This is a genomic window from Fusibacter paucivorans (genome assembly GCF_018390735.1).
In the GTDB taxonomy this organism is placed as follows: domain Bacteria; phylum Bacillota; class Clostridia; order Peptostreptococcales; family Acidaminobacteraceae; genus Fusibacter; species Fusibacter paucivorans.
Genome location: NZ_JAHBCL010000032.1, coordinates 1 through 24,692, shown reverse-complemented (window position 1 = coordinate 24,692; position 24,692 = coordinate 1). Strand labels below are relative to the sequence as shown.

Annotated in this window: 24 protein-coding genes; 2 read left to right on the top strand and 22 right to left on the bottom strand. The window is 43.4% G+C overall.

What is annotated here, in order from left to right:
- Positions 1–356 precede the first annotated feature (356 nt).
- The 15 genes from KHM83_RS15785 to KHM83_RS15715 form a co-directional block, all read right to left on the bottom strand.
- Positions 357–1,181 carry an alpha/beta fold hydrolase gene (locus KHM83_RS15785; protein WP_213238005.1) on the bottom strand — a complete coding sequence of 275 codons (825 nt, stop codon included), beginning with the start codon at positions 1,179–1,181 and terminating at the stop codon, positions 357–359.
- 12 nt (positions 1,182–1,193) lie between these two features.
- Positions 1,194–2,078, bottom strand: coding sequence for an intracellular short-chain-length polyhydroxyalkanoate depolymerase (gene phaZ / locus KHM83_RS15780; protein WP_213238004.1), 885 nt, complete (start codon positions 2,076–2,078; stop codon positions 1,194–1,196).
- Positions 2,079–2,134: 56 nt separating this feature from the next.
- Complete coding sequence (locus KHM83_RS15775; protein ID WP_213238003.1) at positions 2,135–3,433, bottom strand: ABC transporter substrate-binding protein; 1,299 nt, start codon at positions 3,431–3,433, stop codon at positions 2,135–2,137.
- 24 nt (positions 3,434–3,457) lie between these two features.
- Positions 3,458–4,168: an ABC transporter ATP-binding protein gene (locus tag KHM83_RS15770; protein WP_213238002.1), complete on the bottom strand. Its 711-nt coding sequence runs from the start codon at positions 4,166–4,168 to the stop codon at positions 3,458–3,460.
- The gene (locus KHM83_RS15765) at positions 4,155–4,955 is read right to left on the bottom strand and encodes an ABC transporter ATP-binding protein (RefSeq protein WP_213238001.1); all 801 of its coding nucleotides are present in this window, start codon (positions 4,953–4,955) and stop codon (positions 4,155–4,157) included. Before KHM83_RS15765 ends, KHM83_RS15770 begins: the two co-directional genes overlap by 14 nt.
- Positions 4,952–5,944: a branched-chain amino acid ABC transporter permease gene (locus KHM83_RS15760; protein ID WP_213238000.1), complete on the bottom strand. Its 993-nt coding sequence runs from the start codon at positions 5,942–5,944 to the stop codon at positions 4,952–4,954. Before KHM83_RS15760 ends, KHM83_RS15765 begins: the two co-directional genes overlap by 4 nt.
- An 8-nt stretch (positions 5,945–5,952) precedes the next feature.
- On the bottom strand, positions 5,953–6,825 hold the full coding sequence (locus tag KHM83_RS15755; RefSeq protein WP_213237999.1) for a branched-chain amino acid ABC transporter permease: 873 nt from the start codon (positions 6,823–6,825) through the stop codon (positions 5,953–5,955).
- A gap of 215 nt (positions 6,826–7,040) precedes the next feature.
- On the bottom strand, positions 7,041–7,847 hold the full coding sequence (locus KHM83_RS15750; RefSeq protein WP_213237998.1) for a shikimate dehydrogenase family protein: 807 nt from the start codon (positions 7,845–7,847) through the stop codon (positions 7,041–7,043).
- The gene (pheA, locus tag KHM83_RS15745) at positions 7,844–8,686 is read right to left on the bottom strand and encodes a prephenate dehydratase (RefSeq protein ID WP_213237997.1); all 843 of its coding nucleotides are present in this window, start codon (positions 8,684–8,686) and stop codon (positions 7,844–7,846) included. Before pheA ends, KHM83_RS15750 begins: the two co-directional genes overlap by 4 nt.
- A gap of 14 nt (positions 8,687–8,700) precedes the next feature.
- Positions 8,701–9,786 (bottom strand): chorismate synthase, encoded by a 1,086-nt coding sequence (gene aroC, locus KHM83_RS15740; RefSeq protein WP_213237996.1) that lies wholly within the window; start codon positions 9,784–9,786, stop codon positions 8,701–8,703.
- Positions 9,779–11,083, bottom strand: coding sequence for a 3-phosphoshikimate 1-carboxyvinyltransferase (aroA, locus tag KHM83_RS15735; protein WP_213238030.1), 1,305 nt, complete (start codon positions 11,081–11,083; stop codon positions 9,779–9,781). Before aroA ends, aroC begins: the two co-directional genes overlap by 8 nt.
- A gap of 138 nt (positions 11,084–11,221) precedes the next feature.
- Positions 11,222–12,271: a 3-dehydroquinate synthase gene (gene aroB, locus KHM83_RS15730; RefSeq protein ID WP_213237995.1), complete on the bottom strand. Its 1,050-nt coding sequence runs from the start codon at positions 12,269–12,271 to the stop codon at positions 11,222–11,224.
- A 10-nt stretch (positions 12,272–12,281) separates the two neighbouring features.
- Complete coding sequence (locus KHM83_RS15725; RefSeq protein ID WP_343213166.1) at positions 12,282–13,082, bottom strand: prephenate dehydrogenase; 801 nt, start codon at positions 13,080–13,082, stop codon at positions 12,282–12,284.
- A gap of 193 nt (positions 13,083–13,275) precedes the next feature.
- Positions 13,276–14,163 carry a 3-deoxy-7-phosphoheptulonate synthase gene (gene aroF, locus KHM83_RS15720; protein WP_213237994.1) on the bottom strand — a complete coding sequence of 296 codons (888 nt, stop codon included), beginning with the start codon at positions 14,161–14,163 and terminating at the stop codon, positions 13,276–13,278.
- Between the two features lie 408 nt (positions 14,164–14,571).
- The gene (locus KHM83_RS15715) at positions 14,572–15,375 is read right to left on the bottom strand and encodes a Cof-type HAD-IIB family hydrolase (RefSeq protein ID WP_213237993.1); all 804 of its coding nucleotides are present in this window, start codon (positions 15,373–15,375) and stop codon (positions 14,572–14,574) included.
- 638 nt (positions 15,376–16,013) lie between these two features.
- On the opposite strand from KHM83_RS15715, the gene KHM83_RS15710 reads away from it, so the two are divergent.
- A complete protein-coding gene (locus KHM83_RS15710; protein ID WP_213237992.1) occupies positions 16,014–16,157 on the top strand; it encodes a hypothetical protein in 144 nt (47 codons plus the stop codon).
- Between the two features lie 255 nt (positions 16,158–16,412).
- Here the strand turns inward: KHM83_RS15710 and hcp are convergent, their stop codons facing one another.
- Positions 16,413–18,047, bottom strand: coding sequence for a hydroxylamine reductase (hcp, locus tag KHM83_RS15705; protein ID WP_213238028.1), 1,635 nt, complete (start codon positions 18,045–18,047; stop codon positions 16,413–16,415).
- Positions 18,048–18,345: 298 nt separating this feature from the next.
- On the opposite strand from hcp, the gene KHM83_RS15700 reads away from it, so the two are divergent.
- On the top strand, positions 18,346–18,519 hold the full coding sequence (locus KHM83_RS15700) for a hypothetical protein (RefSeq protein WP_213237991.1): 174 nt from the start codon (positions 18,346–18,348) through the stop codon (positions 18,517–18,519).
- 13 nt (positions 18,520–18,532) lie between these two features.
- Here KHM83_RS15700 and larB read toward each other — a convergent pair whose 3' ends face one another.
- The 6 genes from larB to KHM83_RS15670 all read right to left on the bottom strand — a co-directional run bounded on the left by larB (position 18,533) and on the right by KHM83_RS15670 (position 24,342).
- A complete protein-coding gene (gene larB / locus KHM83_RS15695; protein ID WP_213237990.1) occupies positions 18,533–19,276 on the bottom strand; it encodes a nickel pincer cofactor biosynthesis protein LarB in 744 nt (247 codons plus the stop codon).
- Positions 19,277–19,350: 74 nt separating this feature from the next.
- A complete protein-coding gene (larE, locus tag KHM83_RS15690) occupies positions 19,351–20,175 on the bottom strand; it encodes an ATP-dependent sacrificial sulfur transferase LarE (RefSeq protein WP_213238027.1) in 825 nt (274 codons plus the stop codon).
- A 103-nt stretch (positions 20,176–20,278) separates the two neighbouring features.
- Positions 20,279–21,682 carry a nickel pincer cofactor biosynthesis protein LarC gene (gene larC, locus KHM83_RS15685; RefSeq protein ID WP_213237989.1) on the bottom strand — a complete coding sequence of 468 codons (1,404 nt, stop codon included), beginning with the start codon at positions 21,680–21,682 and terminating at the stop codon, positions 20,279–20,281.
- Between the two features lie 84 nt (positions 21,683–21,766).
- On the bottom strand, positions 21,767–22,516 hold the full coding sequence (gene truA / locus KHM83_RS15680; protein ID WP_246543150.1) for a tRNA pseudouridine(38-40) synthase TruA: 750 nt from the start codon (positions 22,514–22,516) through the stop codon (positions 21,767–21,769).
- A gap of 7 nt (positions 22,517–22,523) precedes the next feature.
- On the bottom strand, positions 22,524–23,210 hold the full coding sequence (locus KHM83_RS15675; protein ID WP_213237988.1) for a metal-dependent hydrolase: 687 nt from the start codon (positions 23,208–23,210) through the stop codon (positions 22,524–22,526).
- Between the two features lie 118 nt (positions 23,211–23,328).
- Positions 23,329–24,342 (bottom strand): hypothetical protein, encoded by a 1,014-nt coding sequence (locus KHM83_RS15670; protein WP_213237987.1) that lies wholly within the window; start codon positions 24,340–24,342, stop codon positions 23,329–23,331.
- Positions 24,343–24,692: the final 350 nt, after the last annotated feature.

Sequence of the window (24,692 nt, the reverse complement as noted above, 5' to 3'; positions counted from 1 at the left end):
CACTTAATATCCAATTGTTTGTAAGCAGTCTATGGGTAAGCGCTTCGTTACGCTATAGGGGCACCATATTTCTTTGAATGCTTACTTTACTATTATAATCTATCTTGGCGATAATTCAATTTACGTTTTCGTCTCAGCGATTAATGACAATTGATCTTATCGTACATGTGGCATTTACATAATAGCAAAAGAGGCTGTTTCACAAACAAACGTTTATGCAACAACCTCTTTAACGATGCACTAACTGCCATCCTTTAAAAAATGAATGTCCCTGCACTTAAGCAGGTATCCACCAACCATCTTACCGATACCAATGCGTAAGACTTATTAATATAACCATTCACTGCGTTTTTTTCCTAAAGAATATTAAACGACGTCGACATTACTTGCGCGAAGCCATCAATCAATGCCACGAATTCTGTGGGTTTTTCATACATGGAAGCATGACCGCATCCCTGAATAACCGCAAATTTCGCGTCCTTGAGCATCGATTGCAGCTGTCGTTGACATCTGAGCGGCGTTATCTGATCCTGATCGGCTCCAATGAGGAGGACAGGACAGGTAATTGCAGCAAGTTCTTCAAGTGCATTATGCTTTGCCGCACTGTCGACGAGTCTTGTAAAACCATCATACCATGCCGGTGTCAAATTTTCCGTAAACATTTTTTCTCTTGCCGTGAGCCAGTCGAGCTTCGCTTCATAAAAAGTCGCCGAATAAATCGGAGGGATCGTCGCTTTGAAGAAAATACTGCCGTCTCGCGTCGATGCAGCGTAATTCCAGCTGTCGCCGATCGTTTTGAGCTGAGGGTCTGTATAAGCAGTCGTATTGGCGAGCACCAGTCCTTCTAAAGCGCTGCCGTGTCGTGCTGCAACTTTCATCGCAACTTCACCGCCATAAGAGATGCCGACGAGCAGTACCCTTTGAAGCGATAGCGCTTCAATGGCATGCGCCACCAGCGAAACCTGAAGATCCTGCGTATAGGAAGCACCTTCGAGATACTCTGATTTTCCCTGATCAAAGAAGTCGATTAAGACCAGTGTATAGCGCTTTGAAAAATAATCGACAAATGCCTGCCAACTCGCCGTACTCATCATAATGCCGTTGAGAAACATCAGCGTCTGCTCACCCTCACCATGCTTTTCAAAATAAACTTTCTTTCCCTCAAATGTTAAATATGGCATGCTGTACTCCAATCATTTCTTAATGATGCGCACCAACTCGTCCAATTGATCAACCATGGGATTATGACCGCTTTTCTCAAGATTATGGTAAGTGGCCTTTGGCGATAACGCCTTATAAATCCCCTCGCCCATATAGGCCGGTACGACGAGATCGTCTTTGCCCTGAATAATATCAGCTTCACATTGAATGCGGTTGACATCACCCGTTCCCTTGCCGTAAGCATTGGTCTCATCGGAGATGTTAAAATACATCAGGGCATAATCAACATCGACGAGGTTGCGCTGTAATAACATTTCTGCTACATACTGTTCATATAATTCCGGCTTTGGAATATTGCCAACATTGTAAATGGCACCATTCCAAAGTGCTTTGTAAAAATCACCGTCTTTGGCTGCAAGCGCATCAAGTACTGGTTTGACTTGAATCGGGTCCGCTTCCACTTCTTCCTTCGTCATTAAAAACTGATCTGGAATCGGCGCACCCGACGCATCCTTCTTATTTATAGGATAGCCCATGAGCCCAACACTTTCAACCAATATAAGGCGGTTCACCAAATCTGGATTGTCTGCGGCAAATTGCATGCATATGCCACCCCCCGTTGACCATCCCAAGAGCTCAAAATCCTTCAATCGCAGCTTTTCTACAAAGTGTTCTAAATCTTCGCTTAGCGTTTTCAGTGAATCAAATCGCTCGTGATAGGACGAGTGGCCAAACCCCCTCAGATCAGGTGCGTAAATTTTAAAATCGTCTTTCAGCCTCAGCATCAATTGATCAAAGTGCAGTGATGATGACATATTGCCATGGACTAAAATAAGGATTCTATCACCTTCGCCGCCTTCTCGATATGCTAAGATTTCATTGCCTATTTGCATTTTTTTAAATTCAAAATCGATCATACTGCCACCTTCTCTTATGGGTCACCGCTTGCAATGCAAGCGGTGACATCCAATGCCTATTTTAAATCATCAACACCGTTGAAGCCAGATACAGCTGTCCATTTTGAAGGACTGTTTACATCAACGCGTGAAAGAACCATTTGCTGTGTACCGGTTCTCATCCCATCTGAGAAATCTATTGAACCACCAAATGGGTTGCTGATTGGCGCATCTTCAAGTGCATTCATATAGTTTTCCCAAGTCAGCACTTCACCGGATTCTGCAACACGGCGGACACCTTCTGAGAAGAAGTTCCCTGCAATCCAGCCTGTAGCAGAATATGCGTTGAGTTCATCTTCATAGCCAAGCTCTGTCATATATTTTGTAAATTCATCCCAAACTGCTGGATTGCCTTCGAGGTCAACCCATCCCAAACCGTAGAGATTGTCCATTGTATTTGGTGCTTCGTTGTAATTGCTGTCAACGAAAACACTTGATACGTTAGAGTAAGTTGTAACAATTGGTACATCCGTGAGGCCTTGTTGTTCCATGGTTTTAATAACAGGTGCAAGTTCAGCTGAAAGTGAAGGAATAACCAAAACATCTGGATTTGCTTCTTTTACTTTAAGGACTTGTGCTGTTGCATCAGTAAGACCTGGTGATACTGATTCTTCTGCAACGACTTGAATATCTGGGTATTCAGCCAGCTGCTCTTTAATGCCTTCGTAAGTATTTAGGCCAGCTTCGTTGTTCGTATAGATAATACCAACCGTTTTAGCATCAAAATAACTAACGGCATAAGCTGCCATGATTTTGCCTTCATACGGATAAATTGGTTGTACTGGATAAATGTTGCGATCAGGATCATCCGTTGAATAAAGATCTGCAACGCCACCTGCAAAGTATACCGCAGGAATACCTGAATCTTCAAGGTCAGGAAGTGTTGCCGCGATACATGGCGAACCAAAGTGACCGACAATCGCAAAGACTTCATCTTCATAAATGAGTTTTTCAAGGTACTGTGACGTTAATGCAGGGTCAAACTCATCATCATAATGAAGAAATTCAATCTGTCTGCCGTCTACGCCGCCACCTTCGTTGACATATGCGAGATAGGATTCAATACCATGAATGAATGGTAAGCCGATAGGGGCAAATGCACCACTTGTCGCAGCGCTGTTCCCTATGAGAATTTTGTCGTCTGTAACGCCTTGAGCCGTTTCTTCAGCAGGTGCTTCTGCCGATGTTTCTCCAGCGCTTGAAGATGATGACGATCCACTTGATGCAGCAGGTGTTTCCTGTGAACCACAGCCTGTGAATGCCATTGCAGCAAGCATGATAACGAGTACCATCACTAATGATCTTTTTAAATTCATGTTCATTCTCCTCCCAAGTTTTAATTATCTATTTCCTCCAAGATAAGCTTCAATTACCTTCTCATCCTGTAGTAAATCTTTGCCGGCACCCTCTAAGATGATCTTGCCCGTTTCCATAACATAGGCATAATCTGCAATTTTTAGGGTTTGTAATGCATTTTGCTCAACGATTAAAATCGTGACGCCTTCATCGTTTAACCGCTTGACAATTTGGAAGATATCTTTGACAATCAGCGGCGCCAACCCAAGGGATGGCTCATCTAAAAGCAACACTTTAGGATTTGCCATCAGTGCACGCCCAATGGCCAGCATCTGCTGTTCGCCGCCAGACAATGTCCCCGCAATTTGTTTTCGACGTTCTTCAAGTCTTGGAAAATAGCCAAAAATGCTTTTCATCCGCATATCAACGGCTTCACGGCTCTTTTCAGTAAAAGCACCGACCTTTAAATTCTCCTCAACCGTTAGCGATGTAAAGATTTGCCTTCCCTCAGGGGACTGAACAATGCCGAGTCCGGCAATCTTCTCCGGCGCCATACTGTGAATGGGCACCTCATCAAGTTCAATCGCCCCCTTTTCCAGCGGCATTAAACCTGAAATCGCCTTAAGCGTCGTCGTCTTGCCGGCACCGTTTGATCCCAGCAGTGCGACGATTTTGCCACTTGGAACGTCGATGTCAATGCCCTTGACCGCTTTAATGTTGCCATAAGCAGCGTGAATGTTTTTAATTTTCAGCATCGTCATCATCCTTTCCCAAATACGCTTCTTGAACTTCCTTATTCTGTTTAATCTCATCCGGCGTTCCCTCAGCCAATTTCTTGCCGAAGTTAATCGCACAAATGCGTTCACAAGTACTCATGACGAGCCCCATATCATGCTCAACCATTAATACTGCACAATGATAGTAGTCTCTAATCTTTTTTATCATTTCAGCCAGCGCTTCGGTTTCTGTTTCATTCAATCCGGCCGCCGGTTCATCAATAATAATGAGCTTTGGCCTAGACATTAGTGTTCTGGCGAGCTCTACATTTTTAAGCACGCCATACGGTTGAGAACCTGCAATTTCATTCGCCTTGTCAGCAAGTCCCAGTTGGTTCAAAATATCCATCGCGCGGCCACGGTGTTCTTTTTCTTCACGTCGTGCTCTCGGCGTTAAAAATGCTTGCTGGAGCGCTGACGTCTTGTATTGTGAATGGGCACCAATCAAGAGATTATCAATGATGCTGAGATCATTAATTAACTCGACATTCTGGAATGTTCTCGCCAATCCGTAATTGATAATTTGATGGACACTGTGCTCAAGCAGGTTGATTTGTTCACCTGTATTCGTTTTAAAAGTCACTTTCCCTGAATTAGGCGTATAGAATTTTGTAATACAGTTGAAGACTGTTGTCTTTCCGGCACCATTGGGGCCGATTAAACCGTAGATCATCTTATCACCTATTTCAAAACTGAGATCGTCAACAGCTTTCAATCCGCCAAAACTAATCGAGAGGTTTTCTACCTTGAGTACCGAATTCATCATGCCTTCACCTCCTCATTTTCTGCCCGCTTCCGCTTGAAAAATTTGTGATAGAGATCATTTGGTATATTAATGAGCCCTCTTGGATAGAACATGACAAAGACGACGATGGCAACGCCGGTCAACACAAAAGCCAAACCGTCAAAGTCACCAAACACTGGCAGCATCTGCAATACAGTCGGCAACACTTTTAGAAATGCGACCCCGACCACGGCACCGCCAATTGTTCCCAGACCGCCAATAACAGCAGCTGCCAAGAGATCTAGCGAAAGCGTAATACCCCAGAGTTTTGGCTCTGCAAACCTGAAGAAGTGAATATATAAGCTCCCCGCAATCCCCGCATACATCGTACTGATGGAAAATGCCAGCAATTTATATTTAAAAAGGCTGACGCCCATCGCCTGGGCTGCATGTTCACTTTTCTTCATTGCGACGAGTGCACGCCCTGTTGCAGATTTCATGAAGTTATACGTCAGGATCATTAAGATCACCAAAATGATAATAATGAGAATATACACACTTAATTTATCAAACTTATGCCCAAAGATGATCGGGTAAGTTGTCTTCGTCCCAGACCATCCACCTGTAAATTCTGAAAGCTCAGCAAAGATTTCTTCAATAACCACTGCAAACCCTAAAGTCGCAATTGCCAAGTAATGGCCTTCAAGTCTTAATGCAATAAGCCCCAATATGAAACCGACGAGAAATGGGATAATCGCCGCAAGTGCCAACGACAGGAAAAACGGCAGTTCCATTTGTGAAACGAAATAGGCCGATATATACGCACCAAGCCCCATAAACGCACCATGTCCTAAAGAGATTTGCCCTGAGAATCCGAGCAACACATTGAAGCCTAATGTTGCGATGGCTGTAATGCCAATGGATGCAAGCAATGTTATCGTAGAGCCTTTTGCCTGTGTTAAAATAGGCAGCAAAACGGCAATGACGCCAAAGATGATATATTGTATCTGTTTTTTGTTAAGTATGGACATCGTTGCACCTACACTTTCTTAATATGTTTCTTGCCGAAAATACCAGTCGGTTTAAAGATGAGCACGATGAGAATAAAGACATATAAAATCGCTGTTGCCCATTTTGACGAAATATAAAAACCGATGAGATTGTTTAGGATCCCGATGATAAACGCCCCGACGACCGGTCCGTAGAAAGTCGCAAAGCCACCGAGCACTGCCGATATAAATGACTTAAGATGAATGTCTGCCATCATCGTTACACTAACAGTTGTCAGCGGTGCTACCATTGTCGCCGCCAGCGCCCCAAGCGCTGTACCAAGCGTCCACACGGCAATGGAAACATATTTTGTCGGTACACCCATTAATTTTGCCGTTTGAATATTCTCTGCTGTAACGCGAATGGCAAGACCCCATTTAGATTTCTGCAAAACATAAAACAGTGCTGCCATAATGCCAAGTGTGATCGCAATAATCAAAATCGTATTCGGCAATATAGAGACGCCGCCGATATTAATTGGATCACCTTGCAGCAATTTTGGAAAATACAATGGGTTATTGCCAAAGAACATCGGCGCTAGTCCCTGTGCAATCATAACGAATCCCATCGTCATAATCATTTTGCCAAGAGGATCAATCTTAACGGCGTGTCGCATCACACCCCATTCAATCAGAAAACCAACGATACCCGCTATGATTAGCGTGAGCAGCACTGCAATAACAAGCGGTACGTTATTTGCGTATAGCCAAGCGGCTACAAATGCATTGAACATGCCGAGCTCGCCTTGTGCGAAATTGATAACGCCTGTCGTCTTATAAATGAGCACAAGCCCTAAAGCCGCCAAGCCATACATGCTGGCCGATTGCAGTCCTCCTACTATATTTTGTAAAAACAAATCCATGAAGACCCTCCTTTATCTTTCCCCTGTCGGATATACACTTTACTAATGTTGCAAGTTTAATGCCAAGTGCATTTTTTCGCGTACATACCGCGATCCTTGAAAATATGCCATTTTACCTAATGGCATTTTTGATTTCTGGGCACAAAAAAAGCGGATGTCCAGATTATGCACAGTTTTTTGTACATAATCTGGACATCCACATCCCTCACAAAGTTTTATATCGAAATACTGTCCTTTAAATGCGACAGCATTTGATCTTGTTGCAAATCCGGCATTGACAGCCAGAGTTTTTCAGCTTCAACCGCTTGAATCATCAACATGTCCAGACCATTTTGATGCGGCACGTTTTCTTCGTTCGCATACGCTAGCAATGTGGTGACTGCCGGCACATAAATGAGATCAAACACACTCGATTGGCGGCCTACGACGGCCTTTGGCACTGGGCTGGCATATTCATAAGTCTCCATTCCCACCGGTGTACAATTTACTAACAAACAGCCGCTAATATCCATTGTTGCCAGCATTTCGTAGTCCAATTGTCGAATATTTTCGCCGACAATATTGGTTTCCGGTGTTCTTGAAACTTGATAAATCGGTTCAATTTCCAATGCTTTTAGACATTGCATAACCGCTTTCGACGATCCACCAGTCCCAAGCAGTATAGCGCCGGTCGCCTCCGAATACGGCAGTGCCTTTAATGAAGCAAGTGCACCAAAGTAATCGGTATTATACCCGATTAATCGGCCGTCACGCTTCACGACGGTGTTAACGGCGCCTATTCTCGCCGCCGCTGGATCAATTTCATCCAGAAAGGGCATAATATGTGACTTATATGGAATCGTCACGTTAATGCCATCGTATACGGCCATAATGTCATGAAACGCTTTTTGATCCAGCAATTCGGGTTCGCGTTCAATCAAAGAGTAGGTTGCATCCAGTTTCAAATACTCAAAGATCACACCGTGAATCACTGGTGAAAAGCTGTAAGAAAGTTTTTGCCCCAAAAGTCCAAATTTTTTCATTTACCCTCCCCTGAACAATAGTTGCCCAATATTTTAAATGTCCTCGCATTGTATTTCAATTCATCGACTGCGCGCTTAACGTTTTCATCATTGAGATTGCCTTCAAAATCAATGTAAAAACTGTATTCCCAAGGTCGTCCTCGGAGTGGTCTCGATTCGATTTTCAATAAATTCAGATGTGCATTTTCAAAACAGCTGAGCATCTTGTAAAGCGAACCCGGTGTATGGTCGACAACAGATACAATGGAGATCTTATCTGACGCTTCCGTTTGCCCATCTTCAAGGCTGATAATGATAAAGCGCGTAAAGTTATTGTTTTGATCATTAATGTTTTCTTCTATTATATGCAGTTTATGAATTTCTGCTGCCAATCGGCTCGCCACTGCAGCCTCATCTTCCCTGCCGGATTCAGAAACCCGTTTGGCACTAAGGGCTGTATTCTTATAGGGAATAAAGTTGAGGTGCGGGTGCGCTTTAAAAAAGTTCTTGCTCTGCTCAAACCCTTGTATATGTGAATAGACCGTTTGAATATTAGCGACGTCTGTCATAACAGGTGCTACGAGATGATGGGTAATACGCAAGGTTACTTCACCAACGATGTTGACCGTATGCTGGTTGAGCAGATCAAACACCGTCGTGATACTCCCGGTGGATGAATTCTCTATCGGTAAAATCCCATAGCGTGCTTTTCCAGAAATAACCGTTTCAAATACTTCTTCAAATGTATCAAAACAGTTATAATCCGCCTCAATGCTGCCGCCGTGATATTTAATGAGCGCTTCATAACTGTATGAGCCCTCTGTGCCCTGTAGAGCATAGGTTTTATCGTAGATTTGCATACTAATACTGCCTCCTATCGCCTTTTACTTTCTAGCCATAAATCATATGTGATAATAGCGGTCATCGCCCTTACAACAGTCGCCGCTCTCAATGCGACGCACGGATCATGACGCCCTTTAATTTCCAGTGTTTCTGTTTGCATTGTTGATCGATTAAGTGTTTCCTGCGGTTTTGCAATGGACGGTGTCGGTTTAAAAGCACATTTGAACCAAATGGGCATTCCATTGCTGATCCCGCCATTAATGCCAGCGTTGTTATTCGTACGCGTTTTCACCACATCCCCGTCTGCATAAAACAGGTCGTTTGCCTCGGAACCTCTCATGTTTACAAAGTCAAATCCTTTGCCAAAACTAACGCCTTTTACGGCTGGGATCGCAAAGAGGCCATGTGCCAATCTGCTCTCAAAAGCATCATAGAAGGGCTCTCCCAAACCAACCGGAACATTTAAGATAACGCCTTCGACAATACCGCCAATGGAATCGAGCGCCATCCGCGCATCGTCTACTGCTTTTAGAAAATCAGCCTCAACACTTTTTTGAATTGCATAACCTTCACCGTCGAGCTGATTCACAACGGCATCAGTCAATTCAAGGGTTTCAAAACTTTCCGCACGCAGCGGCCCAACCCCTTGTACCTGCGTCATCACCTTAATACCCTGTGCTTCAATAAGCTGTTCTGCGATAGCGCCCGCAAAGACGAGTGCCGCGGTTAAACGTGCAGAGAAATGTCCACCGCCTCGATAATCATTGGCGCCACGATACTTTTCACCACCGGTAAAATCTGCATGACCCGGCCTAAAGTGCATTTTCAAAGACTGATAATCTTTCGAGCGCGTATCTGAGTTGCGAAAGACCGCACACAACGGCGTTCCCGTTGTATGATCCATAAAATAGCCGCTGAGTATATCGAACGAATCCGCTTCCTGCCTAGGCGTACTGTATTGATCTTTGCCGGGGCGTCTCTGATTCAGTCTTTTTCTAATCTGCTCAAGGTCAAGCGGCGTTCCGGCTGGAATGCCCTCGATAACACATCCAATACCCGCGCCATGTGATTCACCAAAGAGACTCACTGTAAAACACTGTCCAATACGACTACTCATAAACAACGCCCCCTACTTTTTTGAAATCTTCCCAAAACATCGGATACGATTTATTCACAGCACTTGCACCATCTATGATGACATCACCCGTCGATCGCGTGCTTGCAATCGCAAGCGCCATGGCGATACGATGATCATTCCAACTCTCCACTGCCGCACCTTTAAAGCTGTCTATGCCCTGAATAATAAGGCCATCCGGTGTTTCTTCTATCTTCGCACCCATTTTATTGAGTTCTGTGGAAATTGCCTTTAGTCGATCTGATTCTTTAATGCGCAGGCGTTCAGCATTGATAATGCGTGACTCCCCTTTGCACATGCTGCACAGTACTGCTACAACCGGCACGAGATCCGGGCATTGAGAAGCGTCAATCACGACGCCGTTAAGCTTATTCACCGTTACTGTTAATCGCTGATTTTCAAAGGTTACTTTTCCGCCCATCGCTTCAATAATATCGATGATCGCGCGATCACCTTGCAGCGATTCCCATTTCATGCCGTCCAGTTCAACTTCATTGCCGATTGCCGCCGCGACGAGCCAAAAAGCCGCTTGCGAATAATCGCCATCTACGGTAAATTCACAGCCTTTATAAGATTGACCACCTGGGATGACAAATGCCTCGTAATCTTTATTTTCGATTATGATGCCAAAAGCACGCAGCGCTTCCAGCGTTAAATCAATATAACCCTTTGATTCGAGCTGTGTCGTAATCTCGATAACAGAATCGCCGTCCAAGAGCGGCAGCATAAACATCAACCCCGTGATAAACTGCGAGCTAACATTTCCTTCAACCGCATAGCGTCCGGCTTTTAGTGCGCCCTTGATCGTCGTCGGCAATATACCATTCGTGGTTTCATAGACAATGCCGCGTTCATCAAAGAGTCTGTAAAAGGTCGTATACGGCCTTTCCGCCAGTCTACCGCGGCCTATAAATGTCACCGCTTCAGAAGAAAGGTGAAAAAAAGGCATTAAAAAACGAATCGTGGACCCGGATTCATGACAGTCAATCGTAATAGGTGATTGAACTGGCTTTTGACTGAGCGCCGCCATTTTATGATTGACGAGCGCAAGCGTATAGCGATCATTTTTCTGAGTTTCCGATTCGATTGTCATTCCAAACTGAGACATTGCCTGAAGACTTGCCTTAATATCATCTGAGTAAATTAAATTCTTTATGGTGGACTGCCGTGCAGACAAACCGGCGCAGATCACCGCGCGATGGCTGATACTCTTCGACGGCGGCACGGTTACAATGCCCGATATGGTTTTGGGTTGAATGGTCACTTTTGCTGATTTCATCATCATCTATTCCTTATGGTTTAATTTTTATGTCAGTTGACACTTATTTTTTCATATGATGCGCATCATCACATGGTGCGCACCAACACTTAATACGTTTTGCATCAAGACGCTATCGTTATTCAAAAATACAGACCGCTACGCGAGCATCGCTACGAGTGCGTCATAAGTGTATGCTGCGATTTTCACGCTCCCAATGGTTTCAAGCTCAATGAGTTTAAAGACATCGCCTTCCGCTTTCTTGTCGTGAATCACTTCTTTTAAAACTTCCGGCATCTGTTCGGGTTCGTCAATGGCAATGGGTAAATTAAATTTCTTAATCGTCTCCACAATCAAACGATACTGTACAGGATCAATGATGCCGTTATTCATGGCAAGCTTTGCTTTAATTGCCATGCCAATAGCAACGCCATGACCGTGTGTATATGTTTTATAATGATAGAACGATTCGACTGCATGTCCTACTGTATGGCCAAAATTTAAAATTTGTCTAAGTCCTCGGTCTTCTTCATCCGCTGCGACAACTTCTGCCTTAATGGCACAGCACCTTGCTATAATAGAAGCAATCTGTTCGCGGACTGCCTTAACAGGCAAATCTGCCAACAATGCAAAGAGCGCTTCATCCCGAATGAGACCGTATTTTATAATTTCCGCCATGCCGCAGGCAAATTCTGCATCCGGCAGTGTTTCCAGAAACGCCGTATCCATATAAACGGCATCCGGCTGATAAAATGCTCCCAAAATATTTTTCCCAACACTGTGATTAATGGCAACTTTGCCGCCGACACTGCTGTCTACCATCGCCAGCAATGTCGTTGGTACTTGTATAAAGCCAATGCCGCGCATATAGGTAGCAGCAACAAATCCCGCTAAATCACCTACTACGCCGCCGCCAAAAGCCACAACAGCATCAGATCGCGTTAGATGATGTTCAATCAGATAACTTTGGATATCACTGTAGCTCGCCATACATTTTGACGATTCACCCGCTGTAATCACGAAGACATCAAAACCCTCGAGCAGCTCACGATAGCATGCATAGACGTTTTCATCTGTTATCATAACAATTTTTCGGTTGACTGCCAACGCTTTGAAAAAATCGCGGTCAATCCACTTTTTATCAATGGTTATCTTGTATTGCTTTGATGGTGCTTCAACTGTTAGGGTTTGTCGTAAGCCCTCTGTCATTATAAACTCCTTAATGCCCTTCAAAGAGTGCCACGAGCGATTCTGTATTATGAGACTGGATCGCTTCTTTCACGGCATTGATTTGACCGTTAAAATCATCCAAGTACTTCAATACATTCTCCTGATTGCTCATGATTAACTCCTGCCAAAGCAGTGTATTCATTTTACCGACGCGCGTCACATCTCTAAAGCTTCCGCCTTCCAGCGATTTTGTCACCGTCGAAGGCTTTCGAACCAGTAGTGCATTGGCAATGATATGCGGCAGGTGACTCGTGTAGGCAACGAGTTCATCGTGCACCTGTGCTGTCATCTGCGTCACTTCGCCAAATTGCATCGCCACTAGCAGTGACGTCAGCTTTTCAACCGCTTTATCGGTGTTGCCTTCATGCGGTGTCAGAATAAAGGGTGCCCCTTCGAGCAAAGTGCTGCTGGCATTTTCATAACCCTTTTTCTCACTGCCCGCCATGGGATGACCGCCGATAAACTCCAAGTCTTTATCATTTTTCACCATTTTGTTGAAGAACGCTGTCATTTCCATCTTCAGTCCGGCGCAATCCGTGATAATCGCGCCATCTTTAAAGGCTCTGTAGTGCTCTCGTATAAATGTGATGGTTTCTTTTGGATATAAGCAGATAAAAACAATATCACCTTGTGACAATACATGTTCGGCATCGTCGCTCACTTCGTCGAGAATACCCTCGTCACGTGCAAAATTCAATGTATGCGCGTCAATATCAAACCCAATAACGCGATGCGGTGTGTTTGCTTTAACGGCTTTGGCGATTGATCCGCCAATTAGCCCGAGTCCGATTACAGAAATTGATACCCCAATGTGTTGCCTCCTTTTTCAGTCGTCGCATTGCCTCAATGCGTTCGTCTCTGCTCAGTCGTTTAATCGTCATGAACTGAGCCCTTGTGATGGTTTACTTATTTATGATCATTATGATAATGATGGCGGGATGATAGGATCATAACGGCATCATATCCCATTATTAACAGAATCCTTAGCCAACCGTTTTGCCCATTATTTTGGCAAGCTGTGTTACTTTTTCCATAACAGCATTAAACTGAACAGGTGTTAAGGATTGTTTACCGTCAGAAAGCGCTGTTTCAGGATTATTGTGCACCTCGATCATCAAACCATCTGCACCTGCTGCAACAGCTGCCAGCGCCATGGATTCAACATAGCGTGAATCGCCGGTAGCGTGAGATGGGTCAATGATAATCGGCAAATGTGAGTAACGTTTAATAACGGGAATCGCACTTAGGTCTAACGTGTTGCGCGTGTACTTTTCAAAGGTTCGAATGCCGCGTTCGCAGAGAATAACCTGATCATTTCCCTCTGATAGAATGTACTCTGCCGCCATGAGGAATTCTTCAATGGTAGCCGACATGCCGCGTTTGAGTAATACTGGCTTTCTGAGCTGCCCCGCCGCTTTTAAAAGGTCAAAGTTTTGCATGTTTCTTGCACCGATTTGAATAATATCAATATCATCTGCATGATCTTCCAGTGTCTTAACAGCCATCACTTCAGTGACAATCGGCAAGCCCGTCGCTTTCTTGGCTGCCCTGAGCAATGCCAGCCCTTCTGAACGAAGTCCCTGGAAGTCATAAGGTGAAGTTCTCGGTTTGAATGCACCACCTCTTAGGAAGTTAGCGCCTGATAATTCAATTGCCTTTGCGACATCGACAATTTGAGATCTGCTCTCGACAGAACACGGTCCTGCAATAATGCCAAAGTGACCATTGCCAATGCTTCTGCCGTCAACGGTAACGCAAGTGTCTTCCGCTTTAAATGCCCTGTTTGTCATTTTGAAAGGTTCTTTAATCCGCTTAATGATTTCGATCACTTCTTGATCTTCTTTCCAGTTCATGTTCATTGCTACAGCCATTTTATCCTCCTCTTGTCAGACAATTAGCAGGCCATTTAAGTATTAAAAAAGAGACCCACTAATGAGTCTCTACTTTAACCATCTTCTTAAAGTGTGTCGTTAACCTATCGAAAGGCAACTTAATTGCTCATCAGCATTTTTCAACCCTATTCTTTTGCAAAACAAATAGCCAGCGCTAAAATAAAAATAGCTCCAGCTAAAATAAAAGAAATAGTTGTTGTTCGCCAATACGTTAAGTTTACCAGACATAATTGTTACCTATCCTTAATGAATGAATAATTACTTGATTTGTGAATGATTATACCATGCTACAGCCGCGTGTCAACCCTTATTCAAAAATTTACACGGAATTTGTTATTATTCAATTTTTTTAATAGGTGAAATTTTTAAATGCTTTCGAGGCTCCTGTTAGAGTGCAAATATGTGCTGGAGAGATCTCGCTACGGCATCATCATGGTTTTTGCCAATAACTTTAAGATGCGGCAGCTGTGATTTCAGTTGTTCATCCGCATTGCCCATAATATGCCCCACGCCCACAAAATCAAGCATTTCTAAATCATTTAGCCCATCGCCAAACCCTATGCACGCTTCCGGTTCAATATTCAGCCCCGTTAGCAAGCTGCTGAGCGCCGTTCCCTTATTGGTCCCCTTTGCCATGACTTCAAGCACGACGGGCAGCGAAAACGTCACGTCGACGACATCACTGTAGTTTTGCTTAATTGTCTCATAAACAGGTTTTAATGCGTCGGGATCTTCACTTGTAAAAAATACTTTATTCGTATCAAAATGCATACGATCTTCAAACTGACAAAGTGTATAACGAAAAGCGCCATCTTCGTAATAATCGTCAAAAAGATGACTTTCACGTTCCATCAGCCATAAATCATCCTGGTAGATGTTTTTATAGACGATGTCCGGAACGTCAATGGCTAAAATTGATTTTACCACTTCTTTTGGAATGGCAGACTGGTAAATCATATCCCCTGAAGGTGCACAGACCGTTGCACCATTGGCTGTAATCATATAGGGCATCACGCCCAGCTTTTCTTTAATCATCATGACATCTTTGAAATGTCTGCCTGTTGCAATAATAAACAGGATTCCCTGCTTTTCAAGACCTCTGACCACTTCAATGGTTCGTTCACTCAATGCGTGGTAACGGTTGAGCAGTGTGCCGTCCAGGTCAGAAACGACCGCTTTGTATTGGTTCATCTTTATTTCCTTTCTTGTCGTTCAAACGCTTCTCTTCATTAAAGCGTCGCAATTTATAGGGCATATGGGGTTAGCCTTTATTAGCCCATTTTAATGTTCGATACACGCGCGCACAACCCGTTACCATTCAGGCAAGCGATTGCATTTCCAAACATTTGTAATTAAGAATACTCTATTTCTAGCGTTTTATGCGCTGAATCATTTGAATGACCGATTCCCTGTCATTGTCTTTGTCTTTGTATTATGATTAGTATACACAAATTCCATGAACACGAGTGTATCATTTTTGTTAATTTTATCTTATGCGATCATAAAATTCATTTAACGGGGCTATTGCAGTCCTTGTATAATTTTCAGAATTTTTCGCGAATTTTCTCAAAAACCCTATTGACTTCTATTCTGAGCACTGTTATAATACATCTTAATTAACAAAAAGACTCCACTAAAGGAGTGGTACAACATCAGCATTGGATCACGATGGTATTGTGCTAGAATAAGATGGGTGGTTCCTATATCAACCGTTATAATTAGTGATCTCGCAACGGAACTCGTCTAAATTGTGATAGGACGGGTATTTTTATACCCATTTATGTATATTTATACAATATAAGTGTATAAAGTTTCAAGGAGGTATGACCATGGAAAATCAAAAAACGACAATGACAACAGCAGCACCCGCAAACAGTATGCTCACGCTTAGTGAGTACAGTAACCTTATCAAACCTACTGCGAATTATTTTGGAGCAGGTTTAAATAGCTTAACTTCCTATCTTGATGATTAAGCGCTAAATCCCATCCAATTTAGCGCTTATTCTACCCTTTTTAAGATCATGTAGAATGGTCTTCTCTTTTTAAATCAATGTCTCTACATAGATGAAAGGCTGCCAATAATGGCAGCCTTCTATGTTTTTTGCTATTTTATGCAATCGTAGTTGCCTTGTATGAGGCTAACTTTAATAAGCGATTCTATATTCTATTATACTCAGCATTTTGATAATCACGCATATTTCAGCTCTGCATACTGCCGAATGGGACACTTAACCTAAAAATTGAACGATATCCGTCTGCACATCTGTAATACCATTGATACCAAAGCTTTCGACGAGTACCTTCGCGACATTTGGCGACAGGAATGCAGGCAGTGTTGGCCCAAGTTTAATGTTTTTGACACCTAGATAGAGCAGTGCCAACAGCACGATTACCGCTTTTTGCTCGTACCATGCAATATTATATGAAATTGGCAGCTCGTTGATGTCGTTGAGTTCAAAGACTTCTTTCAGCTTGAGCGCAATCACCGCCAACGAATAAGAATCGTTGCACTGACCTGCGTCGAGTACGCGTGGGATTCCGCCGATATCGCCTAAATTCAATTTGTTGTAACGGTATTTTGCACAGCCTGCCGTCAGAATAACTGTATCTTTCGGCAATGCTTCTGCAAAAGACGTGTAATAATTTCTCGACTTCATGCGACCATCACAGCCCGCCATAACGAAGAACTGTTTGATTGCACCGGTTTTAACCGCATCGACCACTTGATCTGCAAGTGCGAGTACTTGGTTATGTGCAAAGCCGCCGATAATTTTGCCCGTTTCAATCTCCGTAGGCGCCGCACAGCGTTTCGCATGTTCAATGATTTCAGAAAAGTCTTTCGTCTTACCGTCTTCCCTATTTGGAATATGCTTAAAGCCTTCAAATCCAGCGGATCCCGTTGTATAAACGCGGTCACTGTAGCTTGCCTTTGGCGGTACGATGCAGTTTGTCGTAAAGAGAACAGGGCCATTAAAGGTTTCAAATTCCTCTTTTTGCTGCCACCATGCATTGCCGTAGTTGCCAACAAAGTGTTTGTATTTTTTAAAAGCTGGATAGTAATGTGCCGGCAGCATTTCGCTGTGTGTATAAACGTCAATGCCCGTTCCCTCTGTTTGTGCCAGCAACTCTTCCATATCTTTTAAGTCGTGACCGGAAATCAAAATGCCCGGATTGCTGCCAACGCCAATATTAACTTCTGTAATTTCCGGATTGCCATAGGCCGTTGTATTCGCTTCATCCAAAAGTGCCATGACATCAACGCCAAATTTACCTGTTTCCAGTGTTAACGCGACTAAATCGTCAGCTGATAAACTGTCATCCAGTGTCGCAACCATTGCCTTCTCAATAAAAGCATTGATTTCTGGTTTTGCAAAGCCTTGATTCAATGCATGCTCTGCATAAGCTGCCATACCTTTGAGGCCATAGGTTATAAGTTCTCTCAACGAACGCACATCTTCATTTGCCGTTGCCAATACACCAACTTCTGATGCAGCCGCTTTATCGGCAATTGACCCTTGCCATGTCGCCGCGTCATGTGTTGACATCGGCACCGTGACGCCTGCTTCTGCCAATTTAGCGCTTAGGTTATCTCTTACTGTCCTCGCATTTTCAATTTTTGCTTTAATGGCATACTTGTCAAAATTCGCATTGGTGATGGTTGCAAATAAGCCATCCAGCATTGCGTATTCCGCATCATTAACCGGCAATTGATTAGCGCGCGCCGTACTGCTAAATATGGCAACGCCTTTTAATGTATAGACCAGTAAATCCTGTAAATTTGCAACTTCATCGGATTTGCCGCAAACCCCGATTTGCGTACAGCCTGTGCCTTTACTCGCTTCTTGACATTGGAAACAAAACATTTTTTGATCTGCCATGATAGATCCCCTTTCGATTTTTGTTTTCACGTGGATGTTTCATATACTTCGGTTATTTTTTAAATTCAAATTCAATTTCAAATTCATTTTAACGATTTTCAAAGACAATGTATGTAACCTATGTTACAAAAAGAAAGACATCTAATCTTGACGAATGTCAAAAACCAAATGTCTTTACAACACGATTCTCATTTCTCGATGCATAAATGATTTAAGTCAATTGCATTATTTAAAAAATCGCCTGTTAAGATACAGATACAGCGCGTTGATTAAAATGCCAAAAATGATGACCACAAAAAAGCCGCACCAGCCAATCGGCGAAAACAAAGCCAGCATTAAAGCGACCATTGCCGCTAATCCGAGTATCACGTTGACGAGAAAGAGCGGTATTTCCCTTCAGCTCATTTCCTTATTCCTTCCACAGACAACAGGCATCACTAGGCCTGCTGTTTCTTAGTTGACTATTGTATTTACAGCTGATTGATCTGTGATGCCGCATAGGCTGCGCCAAATCCATTGTCAATGTTTACAACCGTTATACCGCTGGCACAGCTGTTGAGCATCGTCAGCAGCGCACTTAGACCATTAAAGCTTGCGCCGTAGCCGACACTGGTGGGAACGGCGATCACAGGTTTATCGACGAGACCGCCTAGGACACTTGCCAGTGCACCCTCCATGCCTGCGACGACTATAATGACGCGCGCTTCACGGATCAGTTCAAGCTTATTAAACAGCCGATGAATGCCGGCAACGCCCACATCAACAATTTTATCGACGCGATTGCCAAAGCACAGCACCGTTTCATAGGCCTCTTCCACGACATTTAAATCCGATGTACCGGCAGAGACGATGGCAATTTTGTGCGGCGTCTCCTTTTGAATACCCTGATAGAGTGCAACAGTTCTGCCAAGGGGATTATACCTTGCCGATGGAAAATCATTTAAAACAGCTTCCGCAGCTTCTTTTGATATGCGCGTGGCCAGTACATTATGTCCCTTTACAGCGAGCGCCTTAAATATTGCCGCCACTTGCGGTGTCGTTTTATGCTCACAATAAATGACTTCCGGATAGCCAACGCGTTCAGCACGGTGATGATCCAGCGTGGCAAAACCCATTTCCTGCAAATCCGTTTTGTCTAATTGTGCAATCACCTCATCGGTTGTCATTGCACCCGCTTTATATGCTTCCAGCAGTGCATGTTTATTCTCATTCATCCGGCTATCCCCCATTTGATCTTTCCCTTTATTAAAGATGCGTCACTTTTCACTGTAATTGATTAAACAACGCATTATGAATCTTGCTCAGATAACGGTTTCATTTCTGTAAGTGTTTCATTAAAACTCCCCATGCGGTAGCCTGCAAGATCCAGTGTTACGTGTTTAAAGCCAAAAGCGATAAGCGCTTCATTAACCGCTCTCATGGTCTCCGGCAACAATAGTTTTGGCAGTTCACTTGAATTCGCTTCAATTCGTGCAAGATCACCGTGCGTTCTCACACGAACAGCGCGAATCCCCTTATCCATCAGATATTTTTCTGATTTTTCAATGCGCCTTAAGACATCCGTCACCACTTCCGTCTGGTAGGGCAAGCGCGTTAAAAGACACGCATACGGCGGTTTATCCCACGTCGGCAGTTTCAGCATTTTGGAAAGTGTCCGAATCTCTTGCTTTGTCAGGCCGACTGCCAGCATTGGGCTTTCAACTCCCAGTTCTTTTAACGCCTGCATCCCAGGACGATAATCCTGTAAATCATCTGCATTCGATCCGTCCACAACGGTCTTAAAACCGCGTTCAGCCGCAGTCTGTTTAATCGCTGTAAACACAGCTGTTTTGCACAAGTAACAGCGATTTTCAGGATTATGCGTGATGCTCTCCGGAATCGCAAGCGATAAATGTATATGCTGAACACCCATTGATTCCGTCAGCATATTGGCTTCATCCAATTCCCAAGTTGCAATATAGGGTGCTTCAACTGTAATGGCACATGCGTCATCCCCAAGCGCATCATGTGCCGCTTTGAGCAGAAACGTGCTGTCCACACCACCCGAAAAGGCGACGGCAACAGGCGCCATATCCTTCAATCTCATTTTCAGCGCTTCATATTTCTGCATCATCACTTTTTCTAACATTTCAATTCCCTCTTTCATTTGCAGATCAATTTGATTGCAATGCGATGTTACAATCAATAAACATGCCTCTGCCGTTTTAACGTTACCGTTAAGACCATTTAATCAGCATCTCAATTTCTTTCAACAATCTTTGCAGGCTGATTCCCTTTTCATTGGCAATGGCCTTGCACTGCTCATATTCGGGTTTGGCATTGACACAGACCCCATTGAGATAGGCGCGTTTAACCGTGACGACACCATAAGGCGTCTCAAGTTCCTCGAACGATCGTTTCAGCATTCGCTTTTCAACAGGATATTTACGAAGTCCAATGGTTGTGGTTTCCTCAAAGAGTATTTGTTCAAGTTTCTCGAGATCATGCTGCCTTGACAGAATTGAAATCATGCTTGCAGGACGTCCTTTCTTCATGACAATCGGCGTCATAAAGACATCAAGTGCCCCACCGGCAAACAAACGGTCTGATGCAAAGACAAGCATCTCAGAACTCATATCATCAATATTTGCCTCGATTATCCACTGTTTTGCCTCAACTGTTTCCGTCTCGGCAATAAAGACGCGAAGCACGTTGGGAATAGCCATATCGCGCGTTCCTAGACCATAACCTATTTTTTCTATTTTAAACCGGCGTTCCATTGTATAGTGTTCCACATAATAATTGAGTATAGTTGCCCCCGTCGGCGTCGTCATTTCCTTGCCGTGAACCTTTGAAACCATAGGGACGCCTTTTAGCATTTCAGCCGTTGCAGGTGCAGGAATCGGCATAAGACCGTGAGCACATTTTACAAAACCGCTGCCGGTTTCAATAGGAGCGCTTTGAACAGCGTCTACCGCCAGTGCCGACATGCAAATTGCCGCGCCAACGATGTCTACAATCGAGTCTACTGCGCCTACTTCATGAAAATGAACGTCTTCAATTGGCTTGCCATGTACCTTTCCCTCAGCAACAGCCAGTCTTCTAAACATCTCTAAACTATCGTATTTGACACGTTCACTCAGCGTACTGTTTTCAATTCTTGCAACGATATCCGGATAATTTCGGTGGTGGTGATGATCGTGGGATTGCTCATGTGAGTGTCCGTGTGAATGTTCGTGTGAATGTTCGTGTGAATGCGGATCGTGATGATGATCATGCAAGTCGTGGGCATGACTTTCATGATCATTATCATGTCTATGCGAATGGCTGTGCTCGTGTGTATGCCCGTCGTGATGCCGGTCGTCATGATGGTGGTCGTCATGATGGTGATCATCATGGTGATGGTGACCATCATGGCTGTGATCGTGTTCAACCGTTTCATGGGTTAACAGCACATCTACCTTCGTCCCTTCAATGCCCATTTTTTGTTTTCGTGTTATGACGAGCTCAAATTCATCATCAAGACCAAGTTTGCTGAGTTCGCTTCTTAAATGGACTTCAGAAACACCCAAATCTATCATTGCCCCTAAGTTCATATCACCACTGATCCCTGCAAAACAATCGTAATATAATATTTTCATCGCTACCTCTTCCATGTAAAAAAGGGAATGCAGACACGCCCAGCGCCGCCTGCATTTGTTTACATTTACCAATCCGTCTAAAAATCAATCCCCTTCATAGTCAACAACTTCAAGGATAAGCCCCTGAGCCGGCGCCGTCTCACCAGCATAGCGTCTGTCCAAATGCTCTAATACCTCTAAAACGCTCTCTGGCTCGCGCTTGCCTTTACCAACTTCCAAAAGGGTTCCCATGAGAATTCTTACCATATTATAAAGAAAGCCATCTCCGGTAAATCGACAAGTTATGATGTGCTCTTGCCGTTCAAACACAATTTTATGTATGGTTCTCACGGTCGACTTTTTTGTTTTATCAGTGCAGAAGCCCTTAAAATCATGTCGGCCAATTAAATAGGCAGCACATGCTTCCATTCGCGCCAAATCAATCGGCTCCGCAACCTGCAACACATACTGTCTTTCGAAAATAGGCGGGTACGGTGCCGTCCAAAGCATGTAAGCATATGTCTTCGAAACCGCATTAAATCGGGCATGAAAACGCGAATCAGCCTGCGTTACTGCCGTTACGGCAATATCTTCAGGAAGATAGCGGTTCATATATTGCTGCAATACGACTACCTCCGTCTCTGGTGCTGAAAAACTGCAAACCTGCGCACGCGCATGAACACCAGCATCTGTTCGACCGGCGCCGTCAATGACAATCGCTTCATCAAAGTACCGCGAAAGGACACTTTCAATTTTATCCTGTATGGTTTCCCGCGTCTGTTTTAGCCTTTGCCAGCCCTTGTAACGCGTCCCGTCATAGCTTACGGTCATACGGTATTTTATTGTTTTAAGCATCGTCATATTATAAAGTCATGGTCTGATCGGCATCTAAAAGGATAACTTCTATACCTAATCCCAATTGTTCTACTTGTTTCTTGAAATATTCCGGATTTGACTGTATTACCGGAAAAGTATTGAAGTGCATCGGCATGACACGCTTTGGCTTGATCATAGCCACCGCTTTCACAGCATCTTCAATGTCCATGGTAAAATTGCCGCCGATCGGCAAGATCGCAAGATCCACATTCATATCTTCTAAAAGCATCATTTCCATACTAAGACCGGTATCGCCTGCATGATAAACTTTCAAGCCATCTGCCATGACCACAAAACCGCATGGATTGCCGCCCTCATGCATTTTGCCATCAATAACAATGGATGAACCATGCAATGCCGGCGTCATTTTGACGTTGCCGAAATTAAAATGGGCTTTACCACCAATATGCATACTATGCGTTTTAAGTCCCATACCGGAAAAATGCGTTGAAAGCTCTGCATTCGAGATGACAGTTGCACCGGAAAGGTTTGCAATTTCAGGTGTCGAACCGACATGGTCGCTGTGTCCATGCGTCACGAGAATATAAGTCGTGTCTTTGAAGTCTTCTACCTTCTTTGATGTGTGACCATTGTCAATGAAGGGATCAATTAAAAGATTTGCATGATTCGTAATCATTTCGAAGGCTGCGTGCCCGAGATAAGTAATATTCATTATGCCCTCCTTGTTAAAAAAAGCTGACATATCGTCAGCTTATCATATACGTTGTTCAGTCCAAATATTGGATAAACCTACAACTATTATATCAAATTTGAAATCGCTTTGCACCACACTATCGCGATGCAAATATATAATCCTCCATGGATTTTAACCCAAGAATCACATCGGATTCAAGCTGTTTATAAAGCTCATGCCGATAGTGAAGACTCAGGGCTGAACGCTTTCGAATATTCGGCAATTGTACATCTTCCCAGCGTATTCGTTTTTTATTGTAGAAAACATCAAAATCCACGATTCGCTCGCCATTTTCCAAATATTCAAGCGACAGGAGTATCTTCTTTATTTCAACGGGCGCTAAATGAGTAAACAGCGTGATTTTATAAATGCCCACAGTTTGAAAAAGACGTCTCGTCTCTTCACTCCACCCTTCTTTTAAAATTAAATTTGAACCAACGTGATCGAGAATGTATGTCAGACGATCATACTGAATTTTATAAGCTTCCTTTTCGTCATAAATCTTAAGTGTCAACTCATACCACATGTCACTGCCAACATTGCGATTAATGTATTTGAGTCCATGGTGATCAATACTGTCAATAACTTCTGTAAAATGCGTCTTCGTGTAGAATGCATGTTCATAAAATTCTTCAAACTGCACTTTTCGATTGATATTAACACGTGTAAAACAGACGATGGTCCCATCTGAATGGCGATGAAAGATTTGGCGTGTCGGTTCGGACATTGCACCAAAGTCTTCAGATACGGAGCGTACCGTCCCATCCATATCTCCCAGCACTTTCATAATCACGATCCGCGGTCCTTTTCGAATGTACGCAATCTCAGATGCGCCCCCCTGATTAATGGAGTGCATAAAGAAGTTGTTATCACCCTCACTGATGATCATGGTTCGTTCAATGTCAAAGCCGTCGACGTTATCTGCCGCATTGTCAACCATATAGACAACCGTTTGATCATATGACGCTTCTGAAATAACATCTTCGAAGGTCTGTACATCTTCAGGTATTTTTTTGCATGAAAAATTCAATTGGATGAACTTTTTAAGTTTCTGAAAATCTCTGGGTTGAATGACGAGAATTTTGGGGCCACTTCTAACAAATGATAACATTTTAATCCTTTCCGGTTCCTAATTTCTTGTCTTATACACATTAATTGATCTCATTTACAATTTGATACCTACTGTATAGTGTAATCCCAAAAGCACTCTAAAATCAATTGTTTTCCATAAAAAATTCATTGTTTTACACTTGATTTTTACAAAGTCGTATGATTTTTTGAGCAATTGAGATTATTGCTCTCCAAAAGCGGGCATAATGCATGTATGAAATAGATTAATAGAAAGACTAACTATAAAAAGTCAAGTCTTAAAAAAAATAATTCCAAGGAATAATTATTGAATAAAAATGCATGACAAAAAGACCTAATCACTGGATAGGCTACACTATGTCTAAGCCACCC